The following is a 12,467-nucleotide window of genomic DNA, read 5'->3' on the forward strand; positions in this document are numbered from 1 at the left end:
GTAATATTGATAATGATAAAAAAAATTGCTATAATTAAGTAATAATTATTGAATGGAGTGAAAAGAGTGTTTAACCATAGAGTAATAGAGAAAAAATGGCAAGATTATTGGAAAAAAAATAAAACATTTAAAACAGAAGATAATACAGATAAGAAAAAATTTTATGCTTTAGATATGTTTCCTTATCCTTCAGGAGCAGGACTGCACGTTGGGCATCCAGAAGGATACACTGCTACTGATATTTTGAGTAGATATAAAAGAGCTAATGGGTATAATGTTTTACATCCTATGGGGTGGGATGCATTTGGATTACCAGCAGAACAATACGCATTAGATACAGGAAATGATCCAAGAGAATTTACAAAAATAAATATAGATAACTTCCGCAGGCAAATTAAAGAGCTAGGATTTTCTTATGATTGGGATAGAGAGGTAAATACCACAGATCCTAATTATTATAAATGGACACAATGGATATTTATTCAGTTGTATAACAAAGGGCTTGCTTATGTAGATGAAGTTCCTGTAAACTGGTGTGCAGCATTAGGAACAGTATTATCAAACGAAGAAGTAGTAGATGGAGTTTCAGAACGAGGAGGTTATCCTGTAGAAAGACGCCCAATGCGTCAGTGGGTTTTAAAAATAACAGAATATGCCGAAAGATTACTTAATGATTTAGACGATTTAGATTGGCCAGAAAGTTTGAAGTCTATGCAACGCAATTGGATAGGAAAATCAGAAGGTGCTGAAATATTCTTTAAAGTAGCCGAAACAGATTTTGAAATAAGAGCTTTTACAACAAGACCTGATACGTTGTTTGGAGCAACTTATTGTGTACTTGCTCCAGAGCACAAGTTAGTAGAAAAAATAACGACAAAAGAACAAAAACAAGAAGTAGATTTCTATGTGGAAATAGTGAAAAGAAAATCTGATTTAGCTAGAACAGATTTAAATAAAGATAAAACAGGAGTTTTCACAGGAGCATACGCTATAAATCCTTTCAATAAGAAAAAAATACCTATTTGGATAGCTGATTATGTATTGAATTCTTATGGTACTGGAGCTGTAATGGCTTGTCCAGCACACGATGAACGTGACTTTGAGTTTGCTAAAAAATTTAATTTGGATATAATTCCAGTTATTGAGGGTGGAGATTTAGAAAAATCTGCTTATATTGGAGATGGTAAGCATATTAATTCTGAATTTTTAAATGGTTTAAATAATGAAGAAGCAATAAAATTAGCCATAGAACATTTAGAAAAAGATAAAGCTGGAGAAAGAAAAGTTACTTATAAATTACGTGATTGGTTATTCTCACGTCAGAGATATTGGGGAGAGCCTATTCCAGTTATTATGTGGGAAGATGGTACTATGACTACTGTTCCAGAAGAGGAATTACCATTACTATTACCTGTAATAGACAATATAAAACCTTCAGGCACAGGAGAATCTCCTTTAGCTAATTTGACTGATTGGGTAAATGTTACTTGTCCAAAAACTGGAATGAAAGGTAAGAGAGAAACTAACACTATGCCTCAATGGGCAGGATCTTGCTGGTATTATTTACGTTATATAGATCCTAACAATGATAAAACTTTCGCTGATTATGATAAATTAAAATATTGGCTACCAGTTGATACTTATATTGGTGGAGCTGAACACGCAGTTTTACATCTTTTATATGCAAGATTTTGGCATAAAGTTTTATATGATTTAGGACTTGTACCAACTAAAGAACCTTTCCAAAAATTATTTAATCAAGGTATGATTTTGGCGGAGAGCAAAAATGGAAAAGCAGAAAAAATGTCTAAATCTAAAGGAAATGTGGTAAATCCTGATGATATAGTAAAATCACATGGGGCTGATACATTAAGAGTATATGAAATGTTTATGGGACCACTTGATGCTTCAATAGCTTGGAGTACAAATGGACTTGATGGTTCTCGAAGATTTTTGGATAGAGTTTATCGTCTATTTGTGAATGAAGAAACTAATAAAGTAAATGAAAAAGTTATAGATAAAGATAACAAAGAATTAGAAGTATCATATAACTACACAGTTAAAAAAGTAGGAGAAGATATAGAGAACTTACAATTTAATACAGCTATATCTCAATTGATGGTATTTGTTAATGATTGTAATAAAGCTGAGTATATACCTAGAAAATATGCGTTAGGATTTATTCAACTTATTGCACCTTTTGCTCCTCACTTAGCAGAAGAAATGTGGAGTATTTATGGTCATAATGAAACAATATCTTATGTTCCGTGGCCAACTTACGATGAAAGTAAATTAGTAAGTAATAGTGTGGAAATAGTAGTTCAAATTTTAGGAAAAGTTAGAACTAAATTAGAAGTTACTAAAGATTTATCAAAAGAAGAATTGGAAAAAGTTGTCCTTTCAAATGAAGAGGTAAAAAGTTTAATAAAAGGAAAACAGCTAGTAAAAGTAATTGCAGTCCCTAATAGATTAGTGAATCTAGTTGTAAAATAAGGAGTATTATTATGGAAGAATTAATTTATAATATTGTTAGTGAAATAGTATACTATAAAGATGATATAAAAATAGATAAATATATAAAGAATGGAAGAGAACATTATCTACTTACTGTTCATCCAGATGATTGTGGTCGTGTTATAGGGAAAAAAGGCATGACTATAAATGCAATAAGAACAGTAATAAACTCTACTAATTTTTCTAAAAAAGTTTATCTTAATATAGTTGAATAATAAAAGAGCTGAATATTCAGCTCTTTTATTATTTTTATCTTTTTGCCATTGTAACAAATGTAAATTTATCTGGTCTATAGCTCACAGAACCATATTGGAAAATATTACCATTAGATAGATAAGTAGTGCTTTCTACAACAGCAACCATATCGAAATTAAGTAGATCCATATTTTGTTTTTCTTCTTCTGTAGCATACCTAAAAGAAATTTCTCGACGTGAATGAGCAATTTTGAGACCTAATTCTTGTTCTAAATAATTATAAATAGATGATTCTGCTATTTCTTTATTTAAGAATGGAACTATTCTTCTATCGAAATAAGATACTTCGTACTCTAATTTTTCTCCATTAATTACACGCGCTCTAGAAACACGATAAAAATCGACACTATCTGAAACTTTGAAAATAGACATAAGTTTTTCTTCACCTTGAACTATATATAAATTTGATAGTTCTGTTGATATATTGTATCTACCATCTTTATTTAATTCTGATGATGTTTTTAGTTCAGCTATATAATTATTTTTTGTACGTCCTCGTCCTAATACTATTGAGTTTCTACCACGTAATTTTTGAATGTATCCATCACTTTCAAGAAGTGATAAAGCTCGTCTTATAGTATCTTTAGAATATCCGTATTCAGCCATTAATTCATTTTCACTAGGAAGTTCATCGTTTCTTTTTAAAATATTACTATCAATTTTATATTTTATGTCATTATAGACAGCTTTATATTTACTCATAATTTCCTCCTAAATTTCCTCCTTTATTATATAACTTTTTTTTACAAATAACAACAAAAAATATAAAACTCACATATAAATACGTAAATAAAAATAATTTAATCAACAGTTTTACGTAAAACTATTGATTTTAAAATTTTATTGTTGTATAATATATTTGTAATTAACAAGATAGAAAGGAGATTAGTAATATGAATTCTAGAACGAGTGGAGTTTTAATGCATATTACTTCTTTACCAGGAGAATTTGGTATAGGAACGCTAGGGAGAGAGGCATATAAATTTGTGGATTTTCTGGAAGAAACAGAACAAACCTATTGGCAACTTTTACCTCTTACTACTACTAGTTACGGAGATTCTCCTTATCAGTCTTTTTCTGCTGTTGCAGGGAATACTAATTTGATAGATTTTGCTTTATTAGTAGATCAAGGATTATTGAATAAAGATGATTATAAGGATGTTAACTTTGGATATAGTGATGAAGATATAGAGTATGGACTATTGTTTAAAGTAAGGCGACCAATTTTAGATAAGGCAGTAGCTAATTTCTTGGCTAATGAATCTAACGTAGAAAAATTAAATGAGTTTAGAAATGATAACAGACGCTGGTTAGTAGATTATGCAGAATATATGGCTATAAAAGAAAGTTTCAATCACTCTTCTTTACAATCTTGGCCAGATGAAAAAGCGAGAAATAGAGATGAGCTAACACTAGATAAATATCGTAAAGAACTTAGAGATGTTATATCATACTATGAAGTTACACAATATTTCTTTTTTGAGCAATACTTAGCATTAAAACAATATGCTAACTCAAAAGGAATAAAAATTATAGGAGATATACCTATATATGTATCTGCAGATAGTGTAGAAATGTGGACAATGCCTTATTTATTCAAAGTTGATGAAAATAATAATCCGTTGGCTGTATCTGGAGTTCCTGCCGATGATTTTAGTCCAGAAGGACAACTTTGGGGTAATCCTATATATAATTGGCAAAAACATAAAGAAACTTCTTATGAATGGTGGGTAAATCGTGTAGAAGAAAGTTTCAAAATTTATGATGTATTAAGAATAGATCACTTCAAAGGATTTTCTGATTACTGGGAAATAGATATTAAATCTACGAGTGCTAAATATGGAACTTGGCAAGAAGGTCCAGGTATTGAATTGTTCGAAAAAATAAAAGAACGCTTGGGAGAATTACCTATTATTGCAGAAAATCTTGGTTTTATTGATGCAAAAGCAGAAAAATTATTGGTAGATATTGGCTATCCAGGAATGAAAATTTTGCAGTTTGCATTTGGTGGAGAAGATAATTTAGACTTACCTCATAACTATACTCCTAATAGTGTAGCTTATACGGGGACACACGATAATGATGTAATTAACGGTTGGTACAATGAGCAACCAGAAGAAATAAAGCAGTACATAGATAAATATATAAATAGGCAAAGATATGAATCTGTTAGTAAGGCTATGCTTCGTACTTTATACGCTAGTGTGAGTAACACAGCAATAGTTACTATGCAGGATTTACTTGAAAAAGGTTCGATGTCTAGAATGAACACTCCTTCAACTGTTGGACAAAACTGGAGATGGAGAATGAAACAAGGGGAATTAACTCAAGATAAAAAAGATTTCTTAAAAGAGATAACTACACTATACAAGAGAGGACGTAAGAGGTAAACTAAATGACTAGAAAATTTACAACATATCTTGAAAAAACAAATAAAAATTTAGAAAATCTAACTAACGAAGAAATATATGTAGAGTTATTAAACTATGTTAAAGAGAAAGCTAATAACAAAACTAAAAATGATTCTAAAAAGAAAATATATTATATTTCAGCTGAATTTTTAATTGGAAAGCTTTTATCAAACAACTTAATTAACTTAGGAATATATGATGAAGTTAAAAAGGAATTAGCAGATGCAGGAAAAAATATAAGCGAAGTAGAAGATGTAGAATTAGAGCCATCGTTAGGTAATGGTGGGTTAGGACGTCTAGCATCATGTTTTATTGACTCTATGTCATCTTTAGGTATAAATGGAGAAGGTATTGGACTTAACTATCATTGTGGGCTGTTTAAACAAGTCTTTGATAAAAATCAACAAACGGCAGTTCCTAATTTTTGGATAGAAAAAGAAAGTTGGTTGAGAGATACGGATATTAGTTACGACGTACAATTCAAAAACTTTACATTACGTTCAAAATTAAAAAGAATAGATGTATTAGGATATAACAAAAACACGAAAAATTATTTGAATTTATTTGATTTAGAGAGTGTTGACTATCAACTTGTTGAAAAAGGAATTGAATTTGACAAATTAGAAATTGATAAAAACTTAACTTTATTCTTATATCCAGATGATAGTGATAAAAATGGTGAATTATTACGTATCTATCAACAATATTTTATGGTATCTAATGCTGCACAATTAATTATCGATGAAGCGCTAGAGAAAGGAAGTAATTTACTTGACTTATCAGATTATGCTTACGTTCAAATTAATGACACGCATCCTAGTATGGTAATTCCTGAATTAATAAGATTATTAACAACAAAACATAGTATATCATTTGAAGATGCTTGTAAGATTGTTGAAAATATGACAGGTTATACAAACCATACTATTTTGGCAGAAGCATTAGAAAAATGGCCATTAGAATATTTGGAAGAAGTTGTACCACAAATTGTAGATATTATAAAACAACTAGATAAAGTAGTTAGAGAAAAATATAGTGCAGAAAATCTACAAATAATTGATAAGACAAATAGAGTTCATATGGCACATATGGATATTCACTTCTCTAATAGTGTAAATGGAGTTGCTAGACTACATACAGAAATTTTGAAAAATAGTGAATTAAAACATTTCTACGAAATTTATCCTGAAAAATTCAATAATAAAACTAATGGTATAACATTTAGACGTTGGTTGGAATTTTCTAATCAGGAATTAGCAGCTTATATTAAAGAGCTAATTGGAGATAAATATTTAGAAGATGCAACAGAATTAGAAAAATTATTAGAATATGTAGATAATAAAGAAGTGCACAAACAGTTGCAAAAAATTAAATTCAATAACAAATTAGTTCTGAAAAAATATTTAAAAGATAATAAAAATATTGATTTAGATGAAAATAGTATAATTGATACACAAATTAAGAGATTCCACGAATATAAACGTCAACAAATGAATGCACTTTATGTAATTAATAAATATTTAGATATTAAAAAAGGTAATTTACCGCCACGTAAAGTAACTATTATATTCGGAGGGAAAGCAGCACCAGCTTACACAATAGCGCAAGATGTTATTCATTTAATTTTATGTTTATCAGAATTAATAAACAATGATCCAGAAGTGAATAAATATTTGAATGTTTTCTTAGTTGAAAACTATAATGTAACTGTTGCTGAAAAATTAATACCGGCTTCTGATATATCAGAACAAATATCACTAGCTTCAAAAGAGGCAAGTGGTACTGGAAATATGAAATTTATGTTAAACGGAGCATTAACATTAGGAACAATGGATGGAGCTAACGTAGAAATTGCAGAATTAGCAGGAAAAGATAATATTTATATTTTTGGTAAAGATAGTGATCATGTAATCGAATTGTATGAAAAAGAAGGGTATAATCCAAGAGAATACTATGAAAAAGATAATATTAAAGAAGTAGTTGATTTCATAGTTGATAGTAAACTTGTAGCTCTTGGTAGTGAAGAAAGATTAACAAGACTTCATAATGAACTTGCAAATAAAGATTGGTTTATGACATTAATAGATTTTGAAGATTATGTCCAAACTAAAGAAAAAATGTTAGAAGATTATGAAGATCAAAATCTATGGTATGAAAAAGTAATAAATAATATAGCAAAAGCAGGATTCTTCTCATCTGATAGAACTATATCTCAATATGAAGAAGAAATTTGGCGAACAAAATAAATTATAAAGGAGCAAGAAGCACATATATGAAATTATTAACATTAAATGTTCATGCTTGGTTAGAAGATAATCAGTTAGAAAAAATAAATACTCTAGCAAAGGCAATAGCAGAAAACGACTATGATGTTATAGCATTACAAGAAGTTAATCAGACGATAACAGAAGATGTAGTTGAAAATGGTTTAAAAAAAGATAATTATTTATTTGTGCTTCTTGAATTTTTGAAAAAATATACAGATACTACATATAAATATTTTTGGAGTAATTCTCATATAGGTTATGATAAATATGATGAAGGAATAGCTATTTTAACTAAAAATAATGCTAAATATGATGAATTTTACTGTACAGAAACTACAGATGTTAATTCTATAGAAGCTCGAAAAATAGTTTCTGCAGCATTTGATTATAATGGCAAAAATATTGAATTTTATAGCTGTCATATTAATCTTCCAACTAGCAAAAAAGAAAATCAACTTGATAATATTAAAAATATTATAAATAGAACTACTAATGATAAATTGAAGTTTTTTATGGGAGATTTTAATACAGATGCCATAAGTAACGAAGAAGATTATAATAATATTTTGCAATTAGGTGTTTATGATACATATAATTTGGCAAAAGATAAATGTTCAGGAATTACTGTTGGTAATAATATAGATGGTTGGAAAAATGATAAAGGTGAAAAGAGATTAGACTATATATTTACTAACAAATTGGTAGAAGTAGAGTATAGTAGAGTTATATTTAATGGCTATAATTATAATGTAGTGTCAGATCATTATGGGTTAGAAATAAAAATAAAAATAAAGTAAAGGAGAAGTAACAATGTTACAAAAATTACAACGTTTTGGTGGAGCGATGCTGATGCCTTCAGTTTTATTCGCTTTTGCGGGGTTAGTTGTAGGACTAACTTCTATATTAAAAAACCCTGACTTAGTAGGTAGTATTGCTCAAGAAGGAACTACTTGGTTTAAGTTTTGGTTTGTAGTTGAGCAAGGAGGATGGACATTATTTAATCAAATGCCGATAGTTTTTGCTCTAGGTATTCCTGTAGGACTTGCTAAAAAAGCAAATGGTCGTGCAGCGTTAGAAGCATTCGTTATTTATATGACATTTAATTATTTTATTAATGCTTTCTTAACACAATTTTCATTCTTCGGTATAGAAATACCTAAAGAAGGAAAGTTACCTACAGGTCTTACTAGTATTGGTGGGGTAACTACATTAGATACATCAATTATAGGTTCTATTGTAATTGCTTCTATAGCAGTATGGATTCATAATAAATATTTTGATAAAAAATTACCAGAACTTTTAGGTATTTTCCAAGGTACATCTTTCGTTATTATCGTAGGTTTCTTAATAATGTTACCAGTTGCATTTTTAACTGCATTACTTTGGCCAAAAGTTCAGTTAGGAATAGGAGCATTACAAGGTTTATTAAAAGCGTCTGGAGTGATAGGGGTATTCTTCTATACTTTACTAGAAAGATTATTGATACCTACAGGATTACATCACTTTATTTATGGACCATTTATGTTTGGACCAGCAGTAGTAGAAAATGGAATTACAGCTTATTGGGCAACTCATATTCAAGAATTTGCTAACAATGTAGCACCACTTAAAGAGCAATTCCCACAAGGTGGATTCTCATTACATGGTAACTCTAAAGTATTTGGATTGCCAGCTGCAGCATTAGCAATGTATGTAACAGCTAAAGATACTAAGAAAAAAGTAGTAGCGGGGTTATTATTACCAGCAGCTCTTACTGGATTCTTAACAGGAATAACAGAACCTATTGAATTTACATTCTTATTTGCAGCTCCTGTATTATTCGCAGCTCATGCAGTTTTAGGAGCATTAATGTCAAGTATTATGTACTCACTAGGTGTTGTTGGTAACTTCGGAAGTGGACTTTTAGATTTCCTTTCTTTAAACTGGTTACCAATGTTTGCTAACCATTCTGGACAAATGTTTGTTCAAATTGGAGTGGGATTAGTATTCTCTGCAATTTACTTCTTTGTATTTAGATTCTTAATTCTGAAATTAAACCTAAATACACCAGGACGTGAGTCAGAAGATAGTGAAACTAAACTTTATACTAAACAAGATTATAGAAATAAAGATAACAAAGACAATAAAAATGATAAAACTGTTGTTAGAGATGATGCTGCAACTCACGCAGATCAAGCTGCTATTATCTTGGAAGGTTTAGGTGGTAAAGATAACATTGCAGAAGTAACTAACTGTGTTACACGTTTGAGAGTAAATGTTAAAGATGAAACTTTAGTAAAAGATGACAACTTCCTAAAACAATCTGGAGCATTAGGGGTAGCTCGTAATGACAAAGCTATCCAAGTAATAATAGGATTCTCTGTAGGACAAGTAAGAGAAGAGTTTGAAAAATTACTATAAAAGAAGTATTAAATATTTCTAACTAATAAAAAAAGTGATAATACATTAGTATTATCACTTTTTAATTTATAAATTTAAAACAATTTGAAAATTTTAAACTAATAGTTCCAATTAAAGTTTTTGCTTTTTGCAAAATATATTTAAAAGAAGATAGTCCAATTATTAACCATAATAAACTTATTAAAATTAAATATATGTAATTTTCTATATTAATAATATTAATATTTTTGATAGTATATGTTGCATAAGATAAAGGGTTACTATAAATTAAAATATGAGGAATATCTAAAAATGTACCAGATAAATATAATAAAATATAGCTTATTACAGCTTCAAAAGAAGCAACTTTAGTATATATTAATGTTAAAACTGCAAGTATAAGATAGAAGCCGAATATTCCTAATATTGTTATAGGAAATATAATAATTAGATGTAAATTAAAAATGCCTTTTAAATTATAAAATATCGATAAGATTAATAAAATAGCAACAATTTTTACAGTATTTATTATTATCCATGATATAGTTTTGTTAGTTATGGTAGATAATATAGATACAGGTTTAATCATTAGGTTTTGAAGGGTTCCTAGTTGTTTTTCTGTTGATATAGTTATGGATGCTTCACTAATAACTCCGCTAACAATTATCCAAAGAACAAAACCTAAAATAGAGCTAGTTGATTGATTGTTATTAAAAAATATAGTAAATAGTATTATATTAACGATAATACTAACAATGAAATCAGGATAATATGTTAAAGTTTCATTAAGTATTTTTCTAAATTCAGTAAAAAAATTATTCATACAATTTCTCCATTATTATTTTTTCTATATCTTGCTCTTTCTTTGAAATATTTAAGATTTCATATTTTTTATATTTATTATATATATCTGAGAAGTTAACTCCACATTCAATTGTTGTGCACATATTGTTAAGGTCATCTATATATTCAATTTCATAAGTTTCTTCAAAGTTTAATAGTTCATTGATATTATTATATTCTTTAACATTTCCATCTATCAAAAACAAAAGTTTACTATTTATTACTTTTAATATTTCTACTTGATGAGTTGTTAATAGTATACTGACTCCTCTTTCTTTTACTATATTACTTAATATATCTAAAACTTGATATTTTGTTTTAATATCTAAACCTATTGTAGGTTCATCTAAAAGTAATAATTTTGGTTTAGATAGGAGTGCGATAACAATCGCTAATTTTTGTTTCATACCTCTTGAGTATAGACCGACTTTTTTTTTTTTTTGTGTATGATCTTGTAAATTAAATAATTTAAGTAAATAATTCATATCTTTTTCGTATTCATAATATTTAAAATTCGATAAACCTAAAAAATATCTTATATTTTCTAATCCACTTATATAGTCATAAATATTATCGCTAGATTCTAAAACTACTGAAATATTAGAATAGTATTTTTTGTTTGTAATATTATTGATGTTGTTATTTTCAAATTTTATAAGTCCAGAGTCTAACTTATGTAGCTTTAAAATACAGTTAATTAATGTAGTTTTACCAGCGCCGTTTGCCCCTAGCAATGTAATAATCTCACCTTTTTGTATATTAAAACTTACATTATCCAAAATAACCTTGTTATTAAATTTTTTTGATATGTTATTTATTTCTAGCATTAACTAACTCCTTAATCAATTGTATATAGATGTCTTTATATATTAGCGAATTTTTAAAGTATTTATGATTATAATATAACAGAACATATTATAAATCAATCTATTTATAAAAATATTTGTTATATTTTCTATCTGTATTATTAATTTTCATATAATAAATAATATATTTTGATAATTAAAATTGGTTATTCTTAATTGACATTTATAAATAAATACTGTATAATATTGAAAGTTTAATATAAATTCTTTAAAGTAGTCCAGAGAGGCTAAAAGAAATATTTTATAGATAAAGTATTGATTTAGGTATTTAACTCTGACTATATATGTCAGAGTTTTTTTAATAATTGGAGGATAATATGAAAGAAAAAGTTTTATTTGATGAAGAGGCAATATTAAGAATGATTACACGTTTATCACATGAGATTCTTGAAAAGGGTGATAATCTTGAAGAAATTGTTTTGGTAGGGATAAAAACAAGAGGGATTTATTTAGCTAAAAGAATAAAAGAAAAAATAAGAAATATAGAAGGGGTTAATGTTGCAGTTGAAGTTTTAGACATTACTTTCTATCGTGATGATTTGTCCACAGAAAATATAGATCCATCAGTAAACAATGTTAATTTTAAGCTTAATTTAACTAATAAAGTAGTAGTTATAGTTGATGATGTTCTATATACTGGAAGGACAGTTAGAGCGGCAATTGATGCTATAATGGAGCAGTATAGACCAAAGGCTATAAGGCTAGCTATTCTAATAGATAGAGGGCATAGAGAACTTCCTATTAGAGCAGATTATGTAGGAAAAAATATTCCAACATCTAGTGAAGAAAATGTAAAAGTACAATTGCTAGAAGTAGATAATTTAGATCGCATTGTGCTTATGTAATTTAATAAATATCTTTTTAAGATAGTCCTGAGAGGCTAATAAGAGATTAGTTAGGAGTATTGTGTTTTGTTTTGCACAAATATACTT

Annotated in this window: 10 protein-coding genes; 7 read left to right on the forward strand and 3 right to left on the reverse strand. The window is 28.2% G+C overall.

The window, feature by feature from the left end; translation table 11 throughout:
* The first annotated feature begins 66 nt into the window (after window positions 1–66).
* Together leuS and AC1XWJ_RS05140 are read left to right on the forward strand one after the other, a co-directional pair.
* Complete coding sequence (leuS, locus tag AC1XWJ_RS05135) at window positions 67–2,493, forward strand: leucine--tRNA ligase (protein ID WP_483334813.1); 2,427 nt, start codon at window positions 67–69, stop codon at window positions 2,491–2,493.
* Window positions 2,494–2,504: 11 nt separating this feature from the next.
* A complete protein-coding gene (locus AC1XWJ_RS05140) occupies window positions 2,505–2,729 on the forward strand; it encodes a KH domain-containing protein (protein WP_483334814.1) in 225 nt (74 codons plus the stop codon).
* A gap of 34 nt (window positions 2,730–2,763) precedes the next feature.
* On the opposite strand, the gene AC1XWJ_RS05145 is transcribed toward AC1XWJ_RS05140, so the two are convergent.
* Entirely contained in the window at window positions 2,764–3,471 is a 708-nt protein-coding gene (locus tag AC1XWJ_RS05145; RefSeq protein ID WP_483334815.1) for a UTRA domain-containing protein, read from the reverse strand.
* 191 nt (window positions 3,472–3,662) lie between these two features.
* Between AC1XWJ_RS05145 and malQ the strand changes: the two genes are divergently transcribed.
* From malQ to AC1XWJ_RS05165, 4 genes are read left to right on the forward strand one after another with little or no spacing between them, the layout of a single operon-like run.
* Complete coding sequence (malQ, locus tag AC1XWJ_RS05150; RefSeq protein WP_483334816.1) at window positions 3,663–5,159, forward strand: 4-alpha-glucanotransferase; 1,497 nt, start codon at window positions 3,663–3,665, stop codon at window positions 5,157–5,159.
* Window positions 5,160–5,164: 5 nt separating this feature from the next.
* Complete coding sequence (gene glgP, locus AC1XWJ_RS05155) at window positions 5,165–7,426, forward strand: glycogen/starch/alpha-glucan family phosphorylase (RefSeq protein WP_483334817.1); 2,262 nt, start codon at window positions 5,165–5,167, stop codon at window positions 7,424–7,426.
* Between the two features lie 26 nt (window positions 7,427–7,452).
* Window positions 7,453–8,244, forward strand: a complete 792-nt coding sequence (locus tag AC1XWJ_RS05160) for an endonuclease/exonuclease/phosphatase family protein (RefSeq protein ID WP_483334818.1) — start codon at window positions 7,453–7,455, stop codon at window positions 8,242–8,244.
* A gap of 13 nt (window positions 8,245–8,257) precedes the next feature.
* Window positions 8,258–9,847, forward strand: coding sequence for an alpha-glucoside-specific PTS transporter subunit IIBC (locus tag AC1XWJ_RS05165; protein ID WP_483334819.1), 1,590 nt, complete (start codon window positions 8,258–8,260; stop codon window positions 9,845–9,847).
* Between the two features lie 61 nt (window positions 9,848–9,908).
* Here AC1XWJ_RS05165 and AC1XWJ_RS05170 read toward each other — a convergent pair whose 3' ends face one another.
* The gene (locus AC1XWJ_RS05170; RefSeq protein ID WP_483334820.1) at window positions 9,909–10,649 is read right to left on the reverse strand and encodes a hypothetical protein; all 741 of its coding nucleotides are present in this window, start codon (window positions 10,647–10,649) and stop codon (window positions 9,909–9,911) included.
* Window positions 10,642–11,496 (reverse strand): ATP-binding cassette domain-containing protein, encoded by an 855-nt coding sequence (locus AC1XWJ_RS05175; RefSeq protein WP_483334821.1) that lies wholly within the window; start codon window positions 11,494–11,496, stop codon window positions 10,642–10,644. The genes AC1XWJ_RS05170 and AC1XWJ_RS05175 overlap by 8 nt, the downstream gene beginning before the upstream one ends.
* 356 nt (window positions 11,497–11,852) lie before the next feature.
* Between AC1XWJ_RS05175 and pyrR the strand changes: the two genes are divergently transcribed.
* Window positions 11,853–12,380, forward strand: coding sequence for a bifunctional pyr operon transcriptional regulator/uracil phosphoribosyltransferase PyrR (gene pyrR / locus AC1XWJ_RS05180; protein ID WP_483334822.1), 528 nt, complete (start codon window positions 11,853–11,855; stop codon window positions 12,378–12,380).
* Window positions 12,381–12,467 lie beyond the last annotated feature (87 nt).

The organism is Gemelliphila sp. 1F1, assembly GCF_056897515.1.

What these genes read in the sequence shown, in the direction of transcription:
- AC1XWJ_RS05145 (WP_483334815.1), bottom strand. Translation starts at nt 3,471, where the DNA reads ATGAGTAAATATAAAGCTGTCTATAATGACATAAAATATAAAATTGAT.
- pyrR (WP_483334822.1), top strand. Translation starts at nt 11,853, where the DNA reads ATGAAAGAAAAAGTTTTATTTGATGAAGAGGCAATATTAAGAATGATT.
- AC1XWJ_RS05175 (WP_483334821.1), bottom strand. Translation starts at nt 11,496, where the DNA reads ATGCTAGAAATAAATAACATATCAAAAAAATTTAATAACAAGGTTATT.
- AC1XWJ_RS05165 (WP_483334819.1), top strand. Translation starts at nt 8,258, where the DNA reads ATGTTACAAAAATTACAACGTTTTGGTGGAGCGATGCTGATGCCTTCA.
- AC1XWJ_RS05170 (WP_483334820.1), bottom strand. Translation starts at nt 10,649, where the DNA reads ATGAATAATTTTTTTACTGAATTTAGAAAAATACTTAATGAAACTTTA.
- malQ (WP_483334816.1), top strand. Translation starts at nt 3,663, where the DNA reads ATGAATTCTAGAACGAGTGGAGTTTTAATGCATATTACTTCTTTACCA.
- glgP (WP_483334817.1), top strand. Translation starts at nt 5,165, where the DNA reads ATGACTAGAAAATTTACAACATATCTTGAAAAAACAAATAAAAATTTA.
- AC1XWJ_RS05160 (WP_483334818.1), top strand. Translation starts at nt 7,453, where the DNA reads ATGAAATTATTAACATTAAATGTTCATGCTTGGTTAGAAGATAATCAG.
- AC1XWJ_RS05140 (WP_483334814.1), top strand. Translation starts at nt 2,505, where the DNA reads ATGGAAGAATTAATTTATAATATTGTTAGTGAAATAGTATACTATAAA.